General features: G+C 70.3%; 16 protein-coding genes. 5 read left to right on the top strand and 11 right to left on the bottom strand.

From position 1 onward, the window contains the following. Nucleotides 1-128 precede the first annotated feature (128 nt). Both NE234_RS02425 and NE234_RS02420 read left to right on the top strand, forming a co-directional pair. Entirely contained in the window at nucleotides 129-4,043 is a 3,915-nt protein-coding gene (locus NE234_RS02425) for a GH92 family glycosyl hydrolase (RefSeq protein WP_252776459.1), read from the top strand. 70 nt (nucleotides 4,044-4,113) lie between these two features. Continuing rightward, entirely contained in the window at nucleotides 4,114-5,328 is a 1,215-nt protein-coding gene (locus NE234_RS02420; RefSeq protein WP_252776457.1) for a DUF5005 domain-containing protein, read from the top strand. Between the two features lie 118 nt (nucleotides 5,329-5,446). Here NE234_RS02420 and NE234_RS02415 read toward each other — a convergent pair whose 3' ends face one another. The 4 genes from NE234_RS02415 to NE234_RS02400 all read right to left on the bottom strand — a co-directional run bounded on the left by NE234_RS02415 (nucleotide 5,447) and on the right by NE234_RS02400 (nucleotide 8,909). Then, nucleotides 5,447-6,463 carry a LacI family DNA-binding transcriptional regulator gene (locus tag NE234_RS02415; protein WP_252776455.1) on the bottom strand — a complete coding sequence of 339 codons (1,017 nt, stop codon included), beginning with the start codon at nucleotides 6,461-6,463 and terminating at the stop codon, nucleotides 5,447-5,449. Nucleotides 6,464-7,044: 581 nt separating this feature from the next. Further along, on the bottom strand, nucleotides 7,045-7,242 hold the full coding sequence (locus tag NE234_RS02410; protein WP_252776454.1) for a hypothetical protein: 198 nt from the start codon (nucleotides 7,240-7,242) through the stop codon (nucleotides 7,045-7,047). Between the two features lie 9 nt (nucleotides 7,243-7,251). After that, nucleotides 7,252-8,253 carry a 1-aminocyclopropane-1-carboxylate deaminase gene (locus NE234_RS02405; protein WP_252776452.1) on the bottom strand — a complete coding sequence of 334 codons (1,002 nt, stop codon included), beginning with the start codon at nucleotides 8,251-8,253 and terminating at the stop codon, nucleotides 7,252-7,254. Continuing rightward, nucleotides 8,250-8,909, bottom strand: a complete 660-nt coding sequence (locus NE234_RS02400) for a GntR family transcriptional regulator (protein WP_252776451.1) — start codon at nucleotides 8,907-8,909, stop codon at nucleotides 8,250-8,252. Before NE234_RS02400 ends, NE234_RS02405 begins: the two co-directional genes overlap by 4 nt. 182 nt (nucleotides 8,910-9,091) lie before the next feature. Here NE234_RS02400 and NE234_RS02395 point away from each other — a divergent pair, with 182 nt between their 5' ends. Further along, nucleotides 9,092-9,916: a HipA family kinase gene (locus tag NE234_RS02395; protein WP_252776449.1), complete on the top strand. Its 825-nt coding sequence runs from the start codon at nucleotides 9,092-9,094 to the stop codon at nucleotides 9,914-9,916. Further along, complete coding sequence (locus NE234_RS02390) at nucleotides 9,913-10,287, top strand: DUF3037 domain-containing protein (protein ID WP_252776448.1); 375 nt, start codon at nucleotides 9,913-9,915, stop codon at nucleotides 10,285-10,287. Before NE234_RS02395 ends, NE234_RS02390 begins: the two co-directional genes overlap by 4 nt. Nucleotides 10,288-10,431: 144 nt before the next feature. On the opposite strand, the gene NE234_RS02385 is transcribed toward NE234_RS02390, so the two are convergent. Beyond that, nucleotides 10,432-11,187, bottom strand: coding sequence for an enoyl-CoA hydratase/isomerase family protein (locus NE234_RS02385; RefSeq protein ID WP_252776446.1), 756 nt, complete (start codon nucleotides 11,185-11,187; stop codon nucleotides 10,432-10,434). 152 nt (nucleotides 11,188-11,339) lie between these two features. Here NE234_RS02385 and NE234_RS02380 point away from each other — a divergent pair, with 152 nt between their 5' ends. Next, the gene (locus NE234_RS02380) at nucleotides 11,340-11,864 is read left to right on the top strand and encodes a P-loop NTPase family protein (RefSeq protein WP_252776443.1); all 525 of its coding nucleotides are present in this window, start codon (nucleotides 11,340-11,342) and stop codon (nucleotides 11,862-11,864) included. 305 nt (nucleotides 11,865-12,169) lie between these two features. On the opposite strand, the gene NE234_RS02375 is transcribed toward NE234_RS02380, so the two are convergent. From NE234_RS02375 to ispG, 6 genes are all read right to left on the bottom strand, one after another. Next, nucleotides 12,170-13,057 (bottom strand): hypothetical protein, encoded by an 888-nt coding sequence (locus NE234_RS02375; protein WP_252776441.1) that lies wholly within the window; start codon nucleotides 13,055-13,057, stop codon nucleotides 12,170-12,172. An 86-nt stretch (nucleotides 13,058-13,143) separates the two neighbouring features. Further along, a complete protein-coding gene (locus NE234_RS02370; RefSeq protein WP_252776439.1) occupies nucleotides 13,144-13,986 on the bottom strand; it encodes a GNAT family N-acetyltransferase in 843 nt (280 codons plus the stop codon). Between the two features lie 240 nt (nucleotides 13,987-14,226). Next, a complete protein-coding gene (locus NE234_RS02365; protein WP_252776437.1) occupies nucleotides 14,227-15,816 on the bottom strand; it encodes an alpha/beta hydrolase in 1,590 nt (529 codons plus the stop codon). A gap of 232 nt (nucleotides 15,817-16,048) precedes the next feature. Beyond that, nucleotides 16,049-17,602 carry an alpha/beta hydrolase gene (locus NE234_RS02360; RefSeq protein WP_252776436.1) on the bottom strand — a complete coding sequence of 518 codons (1,554 nt, stop codon included), beginning with the start codon at nucleotides 17,600-17,602 and terminating at the stop codon, nucleotides 16,049-16,051. 194 nt (nucleotides 17,603-17,796) lie between these two features. Then, nucleotides 17,797-19,443: an alpha/beta hydrolase gene (locus tag NE234_RS02355; protein ID WP_252776434.1), complete on the bottom strand. Its 1,647-nt coding sequence runs from the start codon at nucleotides 19,441-19,443 to the stop codon at nucleotides 17,797-17,799. A 235-nt stretch (nucleotides 19,444-19,678) separates the two neighbouring features. Beyond that, the gene (ispG, locus tag NE234_RS02350) at nucleotides 19,679-20,836 is read right to left on the bottom strand and encodes a flavodoxin-dependent (E)-4-hydroxy-3-methylbut-2-enyl-diphosphate synthase (protein WP_252776432.1); all 1,158 of its coding nucleotides are present in this window, start codon (nucleotides 20,834-20,836) and stop codon (nucleotides 19,679-19,681) included. Between the last annotated feature and the right edge of the window lie 15 nt (nucleotides 20,837-20,851).

Below are 20,851 nucleotides of genomic sequence, written 5' to 3'. Positions count from 1 at the left end.
CCTTGTTGTCAACGTTGTCATAACCCCTGCGTGCCGAGCGTCGACCGCCGGCCGCGCTCCCCGAGCCGTCAAATCTCTTCGCGAACTCCCGAGCTGTCGAAGCGTCTCCCCCGCCAAGGAGCCTGGTCGTGGCCCGACCCCCTCGTCGCCTCTGCCACAGGCGCTGTTCCCGACCTTCCGCGCCCGTACCGCTGGCGGCACTGGCCGGCATCGTCCTGTCCCTGCTCCCGGCGCAGAGCGCGTTGGCCGGGTCCGCGCCGGCTCCCGCCGAACGCGGCACCTTCGCCACCTCGTTCGAGCCGAACGACCCCGCCCCTACCTGGCAGAACACCTCGGACAGCGGCCACGGCGCCCACCGAACGGCGGGCGTGTACCCCGACACCGGCGCCGGGCTGCCCGGCTCGGCGATGTCCGCGGTGACGGAGGTCACCGCGAGCGACGAGGTCCTGCCCGACCACGGCGCGAAACGTGCCGTCGACGGCGACGTCGGCAGCAGCTGGCAGGCCGCGAGCCGGACGCCCTCGCTGACGGTGGCCTTCGCCGCACCCACCCGGATCGACGGCTACGCCATGACCTCGGCGTCCGACTGGCCCGAGCGTGACCCCGAGTCCTGGCGGCTGGAGGGCTCGGCCGACGGCCGGACCTGGCAGACGGTGGACACCGAGAGCGGGCAGCGGTTCGGTCAGCGCTCGCAGACGAGACTCTTCACCGTCCGGCACGCGGGAGCGTACTCCCACTACCGGCTGGCGGTCTCCGCCAATCACGGTGACGGTCACACCCAGCTCGCCGAACTGGCACTCGGCGGGGCGCCGTCGGGTGACGCCGGGATGACGACCGCGATCGGGGACGGCCCGGCGTCGAGCCCCACGGCCAAGACCTACGTCGGCTTCACGGGGACGCACGCTCTCCACTACGCGGGCTGGCAGCTCACCGGCCACGGCACGGCGTACGACAAGATCTACCAGGTCTCTTTGCCGGTACGCCGCGACACCCGGTTGTCCTACAAGGTCTTCCCGGAGTTCACGGGCAAGGATCTGGGATACCCGAGTACGTACGTCGCGGTCGACCTGGCCTTCAGCGACGGCACCTACCTCAGCGAACTCGGCGCCACCGACCAGAACGGCAAGGGCCTGAGCCCGCGGGCGCAGGGAGCGGCGAAGGTCCTGCACACCGACCAGTGGAACGCGGTGGCCGCCGACATCGGCCGGGTCGCGGCCGGCAAGACCATCACCCGCGTCCTGGTCGGCTACGACAACCCGTCCGGTCCCGCGCACTTCGCCGGCTGGCTGGACGACATCGACATCGCACCGGCGCCCCCGGCGAACGACTGCGCCCACCACCCGTCGACGTGCGTCATCACCACGCGGGGCACCAACTCCACCGGCGACTACTCGCGCGGCAACAACATCCCGGCCGCCGCGCTCCCGCACGGCTTCAACTTCTGGACTCCGGTCACCGACGCGGGCAGCACCGGGCTCATCTACGCGTACCAGAAGGGCGACAACGCCGCGAACGAGCCCGAGCTGCAGGCGTTCTCCGTCAGCCACGAGCCCAGCATCTGGGTCGCCGATCACCAGACGTTCCAGGTGATGCCGTCCACGTCCGCCGTCCCGGCGACGGCCGACCGCGCCGCCCGCGCGCTGGCGTTCAGCCACGACCATGAGACGGCTCGCGCCGACTACTACGGCGTGACCTTCGACAACGGCCTGCGTGGGGAGATCACGCCGACCGATCACGCCGCCGTGATGCGGTTCGGTTTCCCCTCCGGCCAGAACAGCCTGATCTTCGACAACGTCAACAACAACGGCGGTCTGACGATCGACCGCGCGCACGGGGTGGTCAGCGGCTACTCCGACGTCTCGGGGTTCTGGGGCGCGCCCCGCATGTTCGTCTACGCCACCTTCGACCGGCCGATGACCGGTAACGGCACGCTGACCGGCGGCGGGGGGGCGAACGTCTCCGGATACGCGAGCTTCGACCTGGGCGCCGACCACCGGCTGACCATGCGGATCGCCACGTCCTTCATCAGCGTCGACCAGGCGAAGCACAACCTCGAACTCGAGGTCGGCGACGCCGGCTTCGACCAGGTGCACGCCGCGGCGCAGCGGACCTGGGATGAGGCACTGGGCGTGATCAAGCCGAACGGCGCGAGCCAGGACCAGCTCACCAGCCTCTACTCCAGTCTCTACCGCCTGAACCTGTACCCGAACGAGCTGTTCGAGAACACCGGCACCCAGGCCGCCCCCGACTACCGCTACGCCAGCCCGTACCGGTCGGGCACCGGCCACGCGACCCCCACCACCACCGGATCGGCGGTGGTGACGGGCAAGCCGTACGCCAACGAGGGTTTCTGGGACACCTACCGGACCGCCTGGTCGCTGGACGCGCTGCTCTACCCGAAGCTGACCGGCGAGATGATCGACGGATTCGTGCAGCAGTACCGGGACGGCGGCTGGATCGGGCAGTGGACGGCGCCCGGCTACCTCGGCTTCAGCGGCACCAGCTCGGACGTGGCCATCGCCGACGCCTACCTGCGCGGGGTGACGAACTTCGACGTCCGCAGCGCGTACGAGGCCGCGGTCAAGGACGCCACCATCCCATCGTCCGGGCTGACCGGCCGTCCCGACATGGCGCATTCAACCTTCCTCGGCTACACCCCGCAGACGACCGGGTCCAGCGCGTCGGTCTCGCTGGAGGACTACATCGCCGACTACGGCATCTCCCAGATGTCGCTGAAGCTGTACCAGACCAGTGCGGCCGACGACCCGCACCGGCGTGAGTACCAGGACAACTACCGGTACTTCCGCGACCGGGCCCAGCACTACGTCGACCTGTTCGACAAGTCCACCGGCTTCTTCCAGCCGCGCAACGCCGACGGCGGCTGGGAGCACGCGCCGGGCACCTACAACCCGCTGGACTGGAACTCCACCGACTACACCGAGGGCGACGGATGGACGTACGCCTTCCTCGTTCCCGAGGACGGCAACGGCCTGGCCAACCTCTACGGCGGCCGGGCCGGCCTCGCCGCCAAGCTCGACCAGTTCTTCGCCACCCCGGAGACCGCGCAGTACGGCGGCGGCTGGGGCGGTGCCTACCACGAAATGTTCGAGTCCCGGGACGACCAGATCGGGCAGTGGGCCTTCAACGACCAGCCGTCAATGCACGTGCCCTACATGTACGACTACGTGGGACAGCCGGCCAAGGCCGCCGCGCACGTACGGGACGCCCTCGGCCGGCTGTTCACCGGCAGCACGATCGGCCAGGGCTACCCCGGTGACGAGGACAACGGTTCGATGTCGGCGTTCTACATCGACAACGCGCTCGGCATCTACCCGCTGCAGCAGGGCTCGCCCACCTTCGCCATCGGATCGCCCCTGTACGAGCGGGTCACCATCCGCCCGGCCGGCGGCCGTGCGCTGATCATCACCGCGCACCACGACTCCGACCGGAACATCTACGTCCAGTCGATGCGGATCAACGGCAAGAGCTGGGACAAGACCTATCTCCAGCACGCCGACCTGACCGGCGGTGGGCACATCGATCTGCAGATGGGCCCGCGCCCCTCGAGCTGGGGTACCGCGCCCTCGGCCGCACCGCCGTCACTGACCACCGGGTCCAAGGTCGCCGACCCGCCGGCCGACCAGACCGGTTCGGGGAAGGGAACGGCCACGACGAACGACGGCACCGACCCGGCCGCGCTGTTCGACAACGACTCGAACACCGCGACCACCTTCGCCGCCGGACCGGCATCCGTCACCTACCGGTTCGACCAGCCGCACTCCATCGCCCAGTACACGCTCACCAGCACCGCCCAGACCGGCGGCGATCCGGCGGGCTGGAAGGTCAGCGTCTCCACCGACGGGACGCACTGGACAGAGGTGGACCGCCGAAGCGGCGAGCAGTTCACCTGGCGCCAGCAGACGCGGGCCTTCACGCCGAGTGACGCGACCGGCAGCTACCAGTACGTACGGTTCGAGTTCGACCCGCCCACGGACGGCCAGGCGCTGAGACTGTCCGAGGTGGAGCTGCTCGCTCAGCACTGACCGCGCGGACCATGCACGGATGCGCTGATGACAACGATGTCAGCGAGCAGAGGAATGAGGAGGCGATTCCATGACGCGCAGTAGGTGGCCCGCTCATTGCTTCCGAGCCGCCGGGCGCAGTCGCCGGCGTGCTCGCGTCGGGCCGGCGACGGCCGTTCTGGCCGCGGCGGTGCTCGGTACCGGCGCCCTCGCGCCGAGTGCCCTCGCGAGCACCCCGACGCAGTCCGGGCACGGCGCCGGCACCCGGCAGGCACCGGTGGTGACGAGCGTCGTCCCTGATGAGCACCTGAACGCCGCCTGGCGCGCGTTCGGCGACAGCGGTGGTGGCTGGACGAACCATCGCGGCTGGGCCGCATCGGACGGCACGTACTCGGCGACGCTGCCGGGCGGGCGGGTCGCATGGCTCCTCAACGACACCTTCCTCGGCCCGGTCAACGCCGACGAGAGCCTGCCGAAAGACGCGGGCTTCGTGCACAACACCATCGTCACGGCCGGACGCGACGGGCTTCCCGAGACCACGTTGACCGGAGGGACGCACGACGCACCGCAGTCGCTCGTCGGCGAGACGCCGGCGACGCCGCCGTGGGATCCCTCGGGAACGAACGACGTCTGGTACTGGAACGGCGACGGCATCATGGACGGCGGCAAGCTGCGCCTGTTCGAGTACGCCCAGGTCCCCACGGACGACCCGCCGCCGTGGAACTTCGCGTGGGTCAGGACCGACATCGCCTCCTTCTCCCGCGACCTGGGCGGCGCGAAGGTGACCCACAGCTATGACGAGGGCAACGTGTCGTGGGGCGTCGAGCTGACGCGCGTCGGCGGCTACATCTACATCTACGGCGCCGAGTCGGGCCACATGCACGTCGCGCGGGCCCGCGTCGGCCACCTCGTCGACCGCTCGTGGGAGTTCTACACCGGTACCGGCTGGTCGCACGACCCGACCGCGTCGGCGCGCGTGACCGACAACGTCGGGGCCTCGTACAGCGTCACCGAGGTGAACGGCTCCTACGTCCTCACCACCTCCGACGCCTACCTCGGTCACGACATCTACGTGGCGACCGCGCCGACCCCCGTCGGTCCGTTCACGAACCGCACCGACGTTTACACCGCCCCCGAGGGCGGCGGCGACATCTACGCGCCGTACAACATCGCCGCGCACCCGGAGCTGAGCCGCCCCGGTGAGCTGGTGATCTCCTACAACGTCAACAGCCAGAAGATCGACGACCTGTACGCGAACGTCAACAACAACCGCGCCCGCTTCCTCGACCTGCGCTTCGCGCGGTAGGGCGCCGGATCACGGAGGGGGCATCGCTCATCGAGGCGGTACTCCCTCCCGCGCCGATGCGGGTGGCTCCCTCGCCGGGGCGCGGGTGACCGCCGGCGGCACGCCCCGCGCGCCGGCGTCAGGACTTCAGAAGCTGGACGCCCCGCTGAACCAGATGCGTGGGGATCACGGTCTCCGACGGCCAGGAGGTGTCCCCGCCGATCCGCTCGAACAGCCGGAGGGCGGCGGCGCGGCCGAGTTCCTGCACGTCGTACGCGATCACGGTCAGCGGGCGCGGCATCAGTGTGGCCAGTTCGAAGTCGTCGAAGCCCAGCAGCGCCGCGTCGCTGTCACGGCGGTACAGCTCCTGGATCGCACCGATGGTGCTCCGGTTGTTGCCGGTGAAGAACGCGGTGGGCGGGTCGACGCCGTCGAGCATGGCGGCGATGGCGTGGGCGGCCTCATCGGGATTCGTGACGCCGACCTTGACCAGGGCGTCGTCATAGGGGATGCCCGCCTCGGCCAGCGCCGAACGTACGCCGGCCAGCCGTTCGCGCGCGGTGTAGATGATCGGGGAGTCGATGACGACCCCGATCCGGCGGTGCCCGTCCTCGAGCAGGCTCATGATGCCGGCCCGGGCCCCCGCCGCGTTGTCGATGACGACACTGTCGGCCAGGATGCCCGACGGCGGACGGTCCAGGAAGACCATCCGCATGCCCATCTCGACCTCGGACCGGGTGTAGGAGTGGTCCGAGCCGGCGGGCACGATGATCATGCCGTCCACCCGGCGCTGGCACAGTTGGAGGAACTGACGTTGTTCGAGCTCAGGGTCCTCTTCCGAGCTGACGGTGATCAGCTGGGTGTCGTGGGTGCGCGCGACGCTGGCCACCGCCGCCGCGATCGTGGAGTAGAACGGGTTGGCCAGGTCTTCGATGATCAGCCCGATGGTCGCGGTCTGCCGGCCGGAGCGCAGTGAGCTGGCCATGGTGTTGCGGCGGAACCCGAGCTTGCTGATCACCGCGAGCACTTGATCGGCCAGTTCGGCGCGCACGCCCGGCTCGTTGTTGATGACACGGGACACCGTCTTCGGGCTGACTCCGGCGGCGGCCGCCACGTCTGAGATCGTCGGCCTGCGCCGCCTGTCCTGCTTGTCCACCAGAGCCCTTCTGCCAGAGATCGCTCAGCCCTGTTCGTCGCACCTTAACTTCGGCGGGTTGACGGCCGCTTGACAGCATAGCCCGCCAGGTTGAGACATCGTTATCAGTCCTGCCCTGGGCATGGTCGTCCACCCGAAGGGTCAACGGCCGAGTCGCCGAGGGAGTTCCTGCTCCTAGATCACCAGGTCAGCGCCGATTCTCTCGCCTACCAGCGTGGCCATCCAGGGAAGGCCTCCGGTCATAAGAAGATTACGGCGATGAACCCGTCGTTGACAACGATGTCTTAATCCGGCGCCTTGGACCGCAACCCTGTGGTTCGCCACAGCCGATCACCCTCTTCGGCGAGGACGATGTCTGACCATCACCCATCCCGCTGCGCGGACCAGCCCGGCACTTCTACCCCGGCGGGACGAACATCGGCCGCTTCCGGGGCGGTTCTCCACTCGACGACCATCGACCCGAGGACTGGGTCGGCTCGGCGACCAGCCGGTTCGGCGGTGGTGACGCCGGGCTCACTGCCCGACGGGCGTTCCCTGCGCGCGGCGATCGCCGATGACCCGGAAGGATGGCTCGGCCCCGATCACGTGCGCCGCTGGGGCGACTCTCCCGCGATCCTGTACGGCATGCCCGGCATGCGGGCGTGGTCGCCGCCCGGGCCGATGGCGGGGATGCCGTCGCTGAGGATGTCGGGCACCCGGCGCTGGATCTCCTCCAGCACCGCCAGGTCGACGCCGGCCAGGTCCACACCCGCGACCCCATCGTCACGAACGTCCTGCATGTCAGCCCCTCAGCGGAAGAGCGCGCTGTATCCGTTCAGCGCCGGTTGCCCTCCGAGATGAGCGTAAAGGACGTTGGATCCCGCCTCGATCTCCCCGTTCGTCACCAGATCGACCATTCCGGCCATGGACTTGCCCTCGTAGACCGGGTCGGTGATCATCCCCTCCAGCCGCGCGGCCAGCCGCATGGCCTCCAGGGTCCGCTCGTCCGGGATGCCGTACGTCCCGGCGTGATACCGCTCATCGAGGACGATCTCGTCGTCGGCGACCTCCGTACCGATCAGCTCGGCGGTGTTCCGGGCGATCCGGGCGACCTGCTCCCAGGTCTCCTTCGGTTCGGCGGAGCCGTCGATGCCGATGATCCGGCGGCCCTTCCCTGCGAACCCGGCGACCATCCCGGCCTGCGTGCTCCCGGTCACCGAGCAGACGATGATCGTGTCGAAGTGGACGCCGAGCTCCCGCTCCTGCTCCTCCACCTCGCGCGCCCAGTTCGCGAAGCCGAGGCCGCCGAGACGGTGGTCCGACGCGCCCGCCGGAATGGCGTACGGCCGGCCGCCGCGGGCGCGGACGTCCTCCAGGGCCTGCTCCCAGCTCTCCTTGAACTCGATGCCGAACCCGGCCTCGACCAGGCGTACGTCCGCGCCGAGCAGGCGGGACAGCAGGATGTTGCCGACCCGGTCGTAGACGGCGTCGGGCCAGTCGACCCAGCTCTCCTGGACCAGGACGCACTTCAGGCCGAGCCGGGCGGCCACGGCGGCGACCTGCCGGGTGTGGTTGGACTGCACGCCGCCGATGGACACGAGGGTGTCGCAGCCCTGGGCGAGCGCGTCGGCGGCGAGGTACTCCAGCTTGCGCGTCTTGTTGCCGCCGAACGCGAGGCCGGAGTTGCAGTCCTCGCGCTTGGCCCACAGCCTCACCCCGCCCCCGAGGTGCTCGGTCAGGCGGGGCAGCGGGTGCACGGGCGAGGGCCCGAACAGCAGGCGCTCGCGGGGGAAGTCGTCCAGTGTCGTCACGAGATCTCCTCATCCAGAAGGTCGCCGAGCGTGGCCCAGATCTCGGCGGTGGCGGCCACGGCCGCCTCGGTGTCGCCCGCGGCGCAGGCGTTGATCAGGCGGTCGTGCAGGGCGATGGAGCGCCGGCCGGGGAGCGAGCCGAACCGCAGCCGCTCCAGCCTGCGGATCAGCGGCACGTACCGCTCGATCGTCGCGGCCACCGCGCGGTTGCCCGCCGCGGCGACCGGGACGTCGTGCAGCTCGTCGTCGGCGGCCAGCGCGGCGGGCACGTTCCCCTCGTCGAGGGCGGCGGCGAACCGCGCGTTCGCCGCGCGCATCGTCTCGAGGTGCCGCTCGGTCAGCACCGGCACCGCCGCGCGTACGGCGAGCTCGTGCATGGCCCGGACGACGACGTACGCGTCCCGTACGTCGCGGAGCACGAGCGGCGTGACACGCGTGTAGGCGTGCGGCTTGGTCTCGACGAGTCCCTCGTCGGCGAGACGGGCGAGCGCCTCGCGCACCGGCGTGCGCGACAGCCCGACCCGCTCGGCCAGCTCGCCGTCGCGGATGATCTCGCCGGGCGCGAGGTCGCCCTCGACGATCGCGTCGCGGAGCATGCGGTACGCCTGGTCGCGCAGGAGGGACCGGTCGAGAGGACGAAGCCGTTCAGCTGGCATGCAATATATTAGATATGGCATTGTTCAACGCGTCAACACGGTCTGTGACATCTGCATCATCTCCGCGGCGCGCACGTTCATACGATTGCCTCGATCACCGGAGCGTGTGCGCGTCAGCGGCGGGGGCCGGCATGCGCGCACGTCGTGCTCGCATGCCGCCACACGCCCGGTACGGTTGCCCCGTGCTGCCGAACGTCACCGCCACGCGTTACGTGACACCCCTCCGGGAGGGCGGGTCCCTGCCCGCAATCGTCGAGGCCGACGACCTGGGCACGTACGTCGTGAAGTTCCACGGCGCCGGGCAGGGCCGCAAGGCCCTCATCGCGGAGATCATCGCCGGTGAGCTGGGCCGCCGGCTCGGCCTCCGGGTGCCGGACCTCGTCACCGTCGACATCGACCCGGTGATCGCCCGCCACGAGCCCGACCCCGACATCCAGGACCTGCTCAAGGCCAGCCCCGGCCGCAACCTCGGCGTCGACTACCTGCCGGGCTCCCTCGGCTTCGACCCGCTGGCCTGGGCCCCCGAGGCCGACTTCGCCGCGTCCGTGCTGTGGTTCGACGCGCTGATCGGCAACGTCGACCGCAGCTGGCGCAACCCCAATCTCCTGGTCTGGCACGGCGACGTCTGGCTGATCGACCACGGCGCCAGTCTCTACTTCCACCACGCCTGGGCCTCGGCGGAGAAGCTGATCTCCCGGCCGTACGACGCGAGCGACCACGTCCTGACGACCTTCGTCGACGACGCCGGCCTCGCCCGCGCCGGCCGCGACCTCGGCCCGAAGGTCACCGAGGACCTGCTCCGCGAGGTCGTGGCCCTCGTGCCCGAGGAGTGGCTGGCCGACGAGCCCGGCTTCGGCTCCCCCGCCGAGGTCGCGGCCGCCTACGTCGCCCACCTGCGAACCCGTGCGGCCACCCCGGAGATCTGGCTGCCCGAGGTGGGCGAGGCCCGCCCGGCGACGCCCCGGACCGAGCACCGCCCGTCGGCCCGACCGAAATGGCTCTCATGAACATCTTCGAGTACGCCATCCTGCGCGTGATCCCCCGCGTCGAACGCGGCGAGACCGTGAACGTCGGAGTGATCCTCTACTGCCAGGCCAAGGACTTCCTCGGCTGCCGCACCCACGTCGACGACGTACGGCTCCGCGCGCTGGCCCCGGACCTCGACGTCGACGGGGTGCGCGCCGCGCTGGGAGCGGTCGACGGCGTCTGCTGCGGCGGACCGCAGGCGGGCCAGGCCGCCGGCGAGTCCCTCGGCTCGCGGTTCCGCTGGCTGACCGCGCCGCGCAGCACCGTCGTGCAGCCCGGCCCCGTCCACTCGGGCCTCACCGCCGACCCGGCCGCCGAACTCGACCGCCTGCTCGACGTCCTCGTCCGCTGAGACGCCTCACGCGCAGACCGCCCGGCCGCTGAGACGCCTCACGCGCAGACCGCCCGGCCGCTGAGACGCCTCACGCGCAGACCACCCGACATGTCCGGCCGCCGAGAGGGCCTCGCCGAGGCCCTCGGCCGCCGCCGAGCCGCGTCAGGAAGAGGTCGCGCCCGGGTCCCGGAGGAACGTCGCGATCCCCCGCTGGAAGTCCTCGAACGCGACGGGAGGCCCGCCCGCCTGTGCCTTCGCCGCCGCCCACGCGGGCGTGAGCACTGCCCCGACCGCGTGCTTGGCGGCCCGTACGGCGGCGCCCGGGTGGCGCGTGATGGCCAGCACCAGTCTGCGGGTCGCCGTGGCCAGCTCCGCGTCCGGCACGCAACGGGTGGCGAGCCCCAGGCTCACGGCCTCGGCCGCGGACACCAGACGGCCCGTGTAGAGGAGTTCCCGCGCGACGCCGGGCCCGGCGAGCACGACCAGCCGGGCGGCGAACGCGGGGCTGACGAGGATGCCGAGCCGCGCGATCGGCATCCCGATCCGCGCGCTCTCCGCCATCACCTGCAGGTCACAGGCCAGCGCGAGCTGGCACCCGGCGCCGGCGGCGACGCCCTCCACCTGGGCGATGACCGGGACGGGCAGATCCTCGATGGCGGTCAACGCCGCCTCCATGGCGGCGAAGCTGTCCGCCACGTCCGTGACGTCCGCCTCGACCCACTCCCGCATGTCCGACCCGGAGCTGAACATCCCGCCCTGGCCGCGGACGACGACGACCCGCAGCTCGGCATCGCGGGCGAGGCGCCGGAAGGTCTGCTCGAGCTCCCGCCAGTCCGCGCTGGCCAGCGCGTTGCCGCGCCGCCCGTCGCCGACCGTGACCTCGGCGACCTCGACGTCCCGCTGCGTCCTGATCTTCATGGGAAGCCCCCTCCTCGCCACGTCGTCACCCATCGGCCGGAATCCGGGGACTCAGCAGCTATGGTTCCCCGGCGCAGGCGCCCTCACCGCGCGGCCGCATGGTCGGTAGCGTTCTCCGAGGGGTCGGAACAGAGGAGGCGGGGATCGATCCGATGGACAGGGTGCTGATCGCGGGCATCTCGGGAGCCGGCAAGACGACACTCGCCCGGAGGCTCTCCGAGCGGTACGGACTGCCCCACCACGAGCTGGACGCGCTGCACCACGGACCCGGCTGGGTCCCGCGGCCGGAGTTCGAGTCCGACGTGAAGGAGTTCAGCGATCAGGATCGCTGGGTGACCGAGGACCAGTACCACCGCGTCCTCGGCGACCTGCTCTGGGACCGCGCCGACACGGTGATCTGGCTCGACCTGCCGCGCCGCACGGTGATGTGGCGGGTGATCCGGCGTTCGGTCCTCCGCGCCGTCGACCGGCGCCCCTTGTGGAACGGCAACAAGGAGAGCGTCCGCGACTGGCTCCGGGCAGACCACCCGATCCGCTGGGCCTGGTCCCAGTTCGACCGGAGAAGAACCCAGACCGCCGACCGAGCAACCCGCCATCCGGACGTAACCGTGATCCGCCTACGCACCGCCCGCCAGGCCCGCCACTGGCTCCGCGGCACTGCGTTCGCCGACGTCTGACGATCTCTCGACGGCGGGATGGCTCAGTCGAACAACTCGTCGACAGACTTCGCGACAAGGGCTCGTTCCAGCCACCTCTCGAACTGCCACGCATCCGTGCACGTCTCAATACGAGCACGGGCGCTATCCGAGACCTCGATACCCCGAGCGGACAAAACAGCGAGAACGGCACGAACTCCCGCTTCCGCTCGCCCCTCCGCCTTGCCTCGACCGAAGTGCTCCTTCGCGAACGGGCTATGGACAGGCCAGGTCTTCGGTGACACGAGTCCCTCCGGGAAAGGCGGCGGACAGTGTGGGGATGAGGATCAGTCGAAGACCTCGTCGAGGGACGTGGCCACGATGGCCCGGTCGGCCCAGCTTTCGATCTCTCGCACGTCCTTGCATGTCCGGATCCGGTCCCGGATGTTCTCCGGGACATCAAGCCCCCGAGCAGCCAGGATCCGCAGGAGCATGCGCGCCCCTTCTTCCGCGCGCCCTTCTTCGCGCCCTTCTTCGCGACCTTCCTCCTTGCCTCGACCGAAGTGCTCTTTCGCGAAGGGGCTGTAGACGGGCCAGGCCGTTGAGGACACGAGCTCCTCCAGGATCTTCTGGACGGCCTTTGAGGCCATCGTGTAGGTGTACTCATAGTATGACGCAGCGTGTTCGGGCTCCATCAAAGAGAGCGACTCGACGAATACTTCGACCACGGGCCTGCGTCGCTCACCGTGCATCATCACCGATATCGCGGCCAGCTCCGGGTGGGCCGCCGCCTCCTTCGGGTCGGTGATGACCGGTACGGCGTCCGGGCCGAGCACGAGGGCTTGGAACGTGTAGCCGGGCAGCCCGGTCTTGATCGGCCCGGTGTAGTAAGCCGCCACACCTGGATCCGGGCACACGCACAGCACCGTCACCGGCCGCTGCAAGTGCAGCCACAGCGTGGCGGCATATCGGGGCAACTGCCGGCGCTTGGACTCGGACTTGGCCTGCTGGACCTCGACGATGATCCCGTGCAGCGGGTCCCGGGTGGGACCTACCGTGATCACGGTGTCGGGTCGGAAGTCCTTCGACGGACGGTCGTTGAAGTCGTTGCTCGCGACCTCCGCCGACCCTGCCTCGGGCACACGGACGCCCATCAGGTCGCGCAGCACCTCCACCGCGAACTCCGGCCGCTTACGGAACAGCTCGTTGATCGAGTCATGCAGAGGGGATGGCATGCACGTGAAGTTATCGCATGATCACTTTAAGTGAATGTCATTTCGAACAAAGGATTGAACGGCGGGCCGGTCATTATCGCAGCGAATTAGAACATGACGGACATGAAGGTGTCGACGTCCTGGAAGCCGACGCGGCGGTAGGTGGCGCGGGCCGGGGTGTTGAAGTCGTTGACGTACAGCGTGACCGCGGGGGCGATGCTGCGCAGGGCCTCGGTGACGACGGCGGCCATGCCGTGCACGGCGTACCGCCGGCCGCGCAGCTCCGGGTTGACCCAGACGCCCTGGACCTGGCAGGCGTACGGGGTGACGGCGCCGATCTCGGCCTTGAACACCACGCGGCCGTCCTCGATGCGGGCGAAGGCCCGCCGGGAGCGGATCAGCTCGGCCACACGGGCGCGGTACAGCACTCCCCCGTCACCCGCCTGCGGCGAGACGCCGACCTCCTCGGTGAACATCGCCACGCACGCCGGGTAGAGGACGTCGAAGTCGTTCATGGTGACGCGGCGGACGGCCGGGTCGGGCTCGACGGGCGGCGGCGACACGGTCGACATGACCGGCTGAGCGGCCCGGATGGCGCGGGGCGGGCCCCAGAAGGGGCGCAGGGCGTTCCACATCTCGGTCACCGCGGGCACCGGGCCGACGATCGACGAGCAGCGCCGCCCCTGCGAGCGTGCCCGGTCCGCGAAGGACCGCGCGGCCTCGCGGTCGGCCGCGACCGGGACGAGGTTCGCGCCGGAGTAGCACAGGGAGGTCAGGTGGCCGCCGCGGTGGTACCCCCACAGCTCGGCGCCGAGGCGGCCCGAATCGACGCCGGCGGCGTGCACGCGCGAGCCGACGAAGACGTTCGACACCGGATCGGCATCGAGGATCTCCAGGACCGCTTCACGGTGGCGGTCGTCCAGGAGGCGCACCGGAGACGTGCGCAGCATCGGACTCACGTTCTCTCCCGGGCGGGTGATCCGGAGCGTGGGGAGGCGGACCGGCGTGTCGACACGTTCGCTCCACTCACCTTGTAAGGGTACGGGAGGAACACGGCAAGATCGGTAATCAGGTGCGGCATGCCGCGACAGACTTCGCCCCGGCGGCCGGTGGAACGGGAAGGACCCCCGGCCGGAGCCGGGGGTCCTCACGTGCGGGCCGCGGTCAGCGGGACCGCGGGTCTTCGCGTGTCACGGACGGCCGATGAGCGGCCGGGCGGGCACCTTGGGGGCGATCGACCGGGTCGCCATGGCGGCGGCACCGGCCGGGACGGGGTCCGGGAGCGCCTTGCAGGTCGCGTCCGGTCCGCTGCCCGGCTTGTTCTTCGGCAGCGTGCCGTCGCTCAAGTACGCCGCGACCTTGTCGTCGAGGCAGGCGTTGCCGTTGAGCGTGTTGGCGTGGGTCTTGCCGCCGATCTCGGCGACCAGGCGGGACGGCAGGAGCTTGTGCATCTCCACGCCGCCGGGGTACGGCGTCGCGGCGTCCAGCGTGGACTGGACGAGAAGCGCCGTGGACATGCCCTTGGCCTTGATCTTCAGCGCCGGGCCGCCCTGGAACGGCCAGTAGGCGATCGGCGCGTTGAACCAGACGTTCGGCCAGGTGTTGTAGCGGATGCCCTCCTTGTCATACAGCTTGACGGCGTCCTTGTGCCACGTGCTCCAGGACCGGGGCCACTTGGCGTCCGCCGCCTGGACGGCGTTGTAGACCGCGAAGCCGTTGTCGTCGGGGGTCTGGATGTAGTCCGTGTAGAGGCTGACGAGCGGGTCCGCGTCGCCCTTGTCGGCCCATGCCGAGAGAACGTCGGCGACCGGCTCGTACCAGCCGACGCTGTACCCGGCGTTGAGGACCGTGTCGTCCAGTTCGTCACCGCCGAGCTTGCCGCCGATCGGCTTGCTGAACGCGGCGGACCGGATGCTGTAGTACTTCTTCTCCACGTCGGCCTCTTTCTTGCCGAGGTGGTAGTGGGAGTCGTACTTGGCGACCCAGCCGAAGAAGAGCTTGATGTTGCGCTCGAACGCCTTGTCCTGCGACAGCTGCGCGTCGTACCAGACCTCGCGAACGTCGACGTTGCCGTCGAGCACCATCCGCTTCACCCGCTTGGGGAACAGCGTGCCGTACGTCGCGCCGAGGTAGGTGCCGTACGAGAAGCCGTAGTAGCTGATCTTGCTCTGCCCCAGCGCGGCGCGGATCGAGTCGATGTCCCGGGCCGCGTCGGTGGTGCGCAGGTGCGGCAGCAGCCAGCCGAACTTCTTGGCGCAGGCCTGGGCGTACGCCTTCGACCTGGCCTTCCACTTCTCCTCGTCCTTCGCCGAGTGCGGCACGTAGTCCGGCCGGATCGGGTCGGAGTAGTGCGGGTCGCAGGTCAGCGCGGGCTGGCTCAGGCCGACACCGCGCGGGTCGAACCCGATGATGTCGTACTGGGCCGGGACCTCCGGGTGGCCGACGCCGGTGAACCAGCTCGCGAGTCCGCCGGCGAGGTACAGGCCGCTGCCGCCGGGGCCGCCGGGGTTGGCGAGCAGCACGCCCTTGTAGTGCTTGGTGTCGGTGTGCTTGAGCCGCGACACCGCGATCGAGATCTTCTTGCCGTTCGGGTGCCGGTAGTCCAGCGGTACCGACAGCTGGCCGCACTCGGCCTTGTCGAGGTACGCCTGGTCGGCCGGGCACTTCGCCCAGGCGATCGTGCCGGCCGCCTGGGCCGTCTCCGCCTGCGCCGAAACGGTGATCGCCGCGCCGGACAGTCCGACGCCCGCGGCGGCGGCGATGGCAACGAGTCTCTTCACATGACCCCCTTGCGTGCGGGCGCATGAGAACCCCGCACTGGTAGGAATGCGAAGAATTGTGACCGTTGCGATAAAAGGGACGGAAGAGACTGCTGTAACCGTTGTTCGATCGTGACGGCGCGCCGGTTCCGGCCGCCGCGAAAACGGGTTCACGGCGCCGCGAAAGGGGATCCCCGCCGGGACGGCGGGTCCCCGGCGACCGCCGCCGCCGGGGACCCGTCGCCGTCACCCGTTAAGGACGGCGCAGGACCGGCGGGAACCGGTCCGCGGTCAGCGGGCGGATCCCGGCCGCGGACGGCGGCACCGGCTCGGGCAGGCGCGCGCAGTGCGACCGGTCCGCCGGCAGGGCGCCGGTCGCGAGGAAGGCGTCGAACTTCTCGTCGACGCAGGCGTTGCCGCGCTGCACGATGCCGTGCGTACGCCCGCCGTCCTCGATCACCAGGCGCGAGCCCGCGAGCCGCCGGCTCATCTCGACCCCGCCGGCGTACGGCGTGGCGGCGTCATTGGTCGCCTGGAAGAGCAGCACGGGCGGCAGGCCCCGCGTACGGCCGACGTCGACCGGCCGTCCGGCCCTGGCCGGCCAGAAGGCGCACGGCGCGTTGTACCAGGCGTTGGCCCACGTCTCGAACCGGACGCCCGCGGCGTAGAGCCTTTCATTGTCCCGGCGCCACCGCGCCCAGTCCCTCGGCCACCGCACGTCGGTGCACTGGACGGCGTTGTAGACCGCGTACCCGTTGTCATCGGTGGTGGCGCCGAACCGGTTGTAGGCGTCGACCAGCGCCGCGGTGCCACCGGCCCGGTAGCGGGCGAGCGCGCTCGCGAGGTACGGCCAGTACGCCCCGAGGTCGATGTAGCCGGCGACGAGGTACGTGTCGTCGAGCTCGTCGGCGCCCACGACGCCGCCCGCCGGATCGGCCGTCAGCTTCTCGCGGGTCGTGTAGAAGGCGTCCCGTACGGCCTGCTCGGTCGTGCCGAGGTGATAGACCGCGTCGTACTTGGCGATCCAGGCGAAGAGGGCGTTGATGTTGCCCTCGAACGCCCGGTCCTGGTCGAGGTTGTCGGCGTACCAGACGCCGCTCGGCCGGACGCTGCTGTCCAGGACCATGCGGCGCACGTGCGCCGGGAACAGCGTGGCGTACACCGCGCCGAGGTAGGTGCCGTACGAGGCGCCGTAGTAGTTGATCTGCTTCTCGCCCAGGGCCGCCCGGATGGCGTCCAGGTCCCGGGCGGCGTCGACGGTCGTCAGGTGCGACAGCAGCGCGCCGTACTTGCGCCCGCACGCCTGGGCGTAGGCCGCCGACCGGCTGAGCCAGGCGGACTCCAGCGACGGCGTACGCGGCACGTAGTCGGGGCGTACGGGCTTGAAGTAGCCCGGATCGCAGCTGAGCGACGGGCTGCTGCCGCCGACGCCGCGCGGGTCGAACCCGATGACGTCGTAGGCGGCCCGCAGGCCGGCGGGGAGGTGGTTCGCGACGCGCAGCGCGAAGTCGCGGCCGGTGCCGCCGGGCCCGCCCGGGTTCACCAGGAGCACGCCCTGGTAGCCGGTCGTCCCGGTGTGCCGTGCGCGGGACAGCGCCAGGGTGATCTTCGAGCCGTTCGGAGCGGCGTGGTCCAGCGGCACGCTGAGGGTGGCGCACTCGAGCCCGTCGAGGCTCTCCTCGGTGCACGACGACCAGGCCGGCCCGGCGGCGGGTCCGGCGGGACGCGCCTGCGCCGTGATCGGCGCGAGGCTCAGCGTGACCACCCCGGCTCCGGCGACGGCCGTCGCGATGGCGAGCTTGTTCACGTAACCCCTTTCACACGGGAAGTCCGGGGCCGGACTCCCCGTCGTGCGTACGCACGATGGTGGTGATTCCGGGCCGCGGCCGGGAGGGGCGTGGCGAAGACCGGCCGGGACCGGCCGGGTTCGAGCGCCGCCGCGAACTGCGAGAGCCCCCGGCCGAGGCGGCCGGGGGCTCTCGGAACTCTACTCAGTGATCACTATTCGCGGGTCGCCGCCGCGTCGGCCTTCGCCGAAGTGGCCTTGGCGGGGGCCGCGCCCGGCACCGGCAGTGCCGGGGCCTGGCAACGGGCGTCGGCGCCGGGCCTGTTCGGCGGCAGCGCGCCCCAGCCCAGGTAGGCGGAGACGAGGGTGTTGGCGCAGGTGTCGCCGTTCGCGGTCAGGGCCACGCCGTGGTTGATGCCGCCGTTCTCCACCAGCAGGCGGGAGTTCGGGAAGCGCTTGTGCATCTCGACCGCGCCGGGGTACGGCGTGGCCGCGTCGTTCGTGGCCTGGACGAGGAGGATCGGGGGCAGGCCCTTCTTGCCCTGGATCCTCACCGGGGTGCCGCCGGGCACCGGCCAGTAGGCGCACGGCGCGTTGTACCAGGCGTTGCCCCAGGTCAGGAACTTGTTGCCCTGCCGGTAGAGCCGCCAGTTGTCGCGATCCCACGTCGCCCACTTCGTCGGCCACTGCCGGTCGACGCACTGCACGGCCTCGTAGACGGCGTAGTTGTTCTGCGTGAGGAAGTCGTCGGTGGGGAAGCCGCCCCACTGGTCGAGCAGCGGCTGCGGGTCGTGCTTGACGAAGTAGTCCGACAGCGCCTGGGCGTGGTCGACCCAGGTGTAGTCGCGGTACGCGTCGGTCTGGGCGGTGTCATCCAGCTCGTCGGGGCCCAGCTGCCCGTCGATCGGGTCCTTGGCGAGCTCCGCGCGGATCTTGTAGTAGTTCGCCTTGACCGCGGCGTGCGTGGCGCCGAGGTGGTAGACCGCGTCGTACTTCGCGATCCAGGTCAGGAAGATCTCGAAGCGCTTCTGGAACGCCACGTCCTGGTCGAGGTTGTCGTCGTACCAGACGCCGCTGGGCCGTACGACGCTGTCCAGGACCATCCGGCGCACGTGGGTCGGGAACAGCGACGCGTAGACCGACCCGAGGTAGGTGCCGTAGGACCAGCCGTAGTAGCTGATCTTGTGCTGACCGAGCGCCGCGCGAATCGCGTCCATGTCGCGCGCCCAGTTCGCGGAGGTCAGGTACTTCAGCGCGGAGCCGTACCGCTTGCCGCAGTCCTGGGCGTACTTCTTCGCCTTGGCCCGCCAGGCCAGCTCCTCGGCCTTGGAGGCCGGCGTGTAGTCGGGCCGGGCCTTGCCGGGCGCCTGGTAGGACGGGTCGCAGATGATGCCCTTGCCGCTGCCGTCGATGGAGCTCGCGCCGACGGCGCGCGGGTCGAAGCCGATCCAGTCGTACGTCGCGCCGACCGACGTCGGCAGGCCGTACGTGCCCTTGGCGAACCGGGTCGGCAGGTCGCGCCCGTGCCCGCCGGGGCCGCCGCGGTTCAGCAGGACGATGCCCTGGTAGTGCTGCGTGTCGGTCGCCTTCGCGCGCGTCAGCGCCAGCGTGATCCGACGGCCGTGCGGATGGGCGTAGTCGAGCGGGACCTTCAGGGTGCCGCACTCCAGGCCCTGCAGCCTCGTTCCCTCGATCGGGTCGTTGTCCGGGCAGGGCGTCCAGGCGATCCCGGCGGCCACGGCCCCGGCGGACTCCCCCGCCGGGGCGGGCGTCGGCGCGGCCGTACGGCCGGCGGCTCCCGCCGTACCGATGCCACTGAGGGTCAGGCCGACCGCGGCCGTGACCACTACGAGCTTCCTCACTTGTCCCCTCCTCCGCACGGCTCCTCACTGAGCCCGCAATTCGGTGGATGCCGGGGCATTGTGCGCGGGTCACAGGTGGGGTGATCAAGAGTCAGGGATCAAGGATGCCGAATTGTGACAAATTCCAGAAATGCCGCTTTAGGCGATGAACGAGGTAATGATTGTGAATCAGAAATGATGACGGCCCTTCCGGAGCGTTTCCGGAAGGGCCGTAAAGGGACCTGAGTCAGGCGTGTCAGGAGACCGCGACGTCGACGCCGGGACCGTCGCCGGTGACGTCGACGCCCATCTCCTCGGCGATCCGGACGGCCTCCTCGATGAGGGTCTCGACGATCTGCGACTCGGGCACCGTCTTGACGACCTCGCCCTTCACGAAGATCTGGCCCTTGCCGTTCCCGGACGCCACGCCGAGGTCGGCCTCGCGCGCCTCGCCCGGACCGTTCACGACGCAGCCCATGACCGCGACCCGCAGCGGGACCGGGAAGTCCTTCAGCGCCGCGGTGACCTCATCGGCCAGCGTGTAGACGTCGACCTGGGCACGGCCGCACGACGGGCAGGAGACGATCTCCAGACCGCGCTCACGGAGGTTCAGCGACTCCAGGATCTGGATGCCGACCTTGACCTCCTCGACCGGAGGCGCCGACAGCGACACCCGGATGGTGTCCCCGATGCCCTCGGCCAGCAGCGCGCCGAACGCCACCGCCGACTTGATCGTGCCCTGGAACGCCGGGCCCGCCTCGGTGACCCCGAGGTGCAGCGGGTAGTCGCAGCGGGCCGCCAGCTGACGGTACGCGTTGATCATCACGACCGGGTCGTTGTGCTTGACCGAGATCTTGATGTCGTGGAAGTCGTGCTCCTCGAACAGGGAGCACTCCCACAGCGCGGACTCCACCAGCGCCTCGGCGGTCGCCTTGCCGTACTTCTCCAGCAGGCGCTTGTCCAGCGACCCGGCGTTCACGCCGATGCGGATGGGAACGCCCGCGTCCTTGGCGGCCCGGGCGATCTCACCGACCTTGTCGTCGAACTTCTTGATGTTGCCCGGGTTCACCCGCACCGCCGCGCAGCCCGCGTCGATCGCCGCGAAGACGTACTTGGGCTGGAAGTGGATGTCGGCGATGACCGGGATCTGAGACTTACGGGCGATCGCGGGCAGCGCGTCGGCGTCGTCCTGGGACGGCACCGCGACGCGGACGATCTGGCAGCCGGCCGCGGTCAGCTCGGCGATCTGCTGCAGCGTCGCGTTGACGTCGGCGGTCAGGGTGGTCGTCATCGACTGGACCGACACCGGCGCGTCGCCGCCGACCGGCACGTTGCCGACCATGATCTGCCGCGACTTGCGACGCGGAGCGAGCGGCCTCGGTTTGGCCTGCGGAATTCCAAGATCGACGGTCATCGGACACGCGGCGTG

This window comes from Actinoallomurus rhizosphaericola (assembly GCF_024055675.1).
GTDB classification, from domain to species: Bacteria; Actinomycetota; Actinomycetes; order Streptosporangiales; family Streptosporangiaceae; genus Actinoallomurus; species Actinoallomurus soli.
This window is presented reverse-complemented; position numbering and strand designations above follow the sequence as displayed.

What these genes read in the sequence shown, in the direction of transcription:
- NE234_RS02420 (WP_252776457.1), top strand. Translation starts at nt 4,114, where the DNA reads ATGACGCGCAGTAGGTGGCCCGCTCATTGCTTCCGAGCCGCCGGGCGC.
- NE234_RS02410 (WP_252776454.1), bottom strand. Translation starts at nt 7,242, where the DNA reads ATGCAGGACGTTCGTGACGATGGGGTCGCGGGTGTGGACCTGGCCGGC.
- NE234_RS02400 (WP_252776451.1), bottom strand. Translation starts at nt 8,909, where the DNA reads ATGCCAGCTGAACGGCTTCGTCCTCTCGACCGGTCCCTCCTGCGCGAC.
- NE234_RS02390 (WP_252776448.1), top strand. Translation starts at nt 9,913, where the DNA reads ATGAACATCTTCGAGTACGCCATCCTGCGCGTGATCCCCCGCGTCGAA.
- NE234_RS02385 (WP_252776446.1), bottom strand. Translation starts at nt 11,187, where the DNA reads ATGAAGATCAGGACGCAGCGGGACGTCGAGGTCGCCGAGGTCACGGTC.
- NE234_RS02380 (WP_252776443.1), top strand. Translation starts at nt 11,340, where the DNA reads ATGGACAGGGTGCTGATCGCGGGCATCTCGGGAGCCGGCAAGACGACA.
- NE234_RS02375 (WP_252776441.1), bottom strand. Translation starts at nt 13,057, where the DNA reads ATGCCATCCCCTCTGCATGACTCGATCAACGAGCTGTTCCGTAAGCGG.
- NE234_RS02370 (WP_252776439.1), bottom strand. Translation starts at nt 13,986, where the DNA reads ATGCTGCGCACGTCTCCGGTGCGCCTCCTGGACGACCGCCACCGTGAA.
- ispG (WP_252776432.1), bottom strand. Translation starts at nt 20,836, where the DNA reads ATGACCGTCGATCTTGGAATTCCGCAGGCCAAACCGAGGCCGCTCGCT.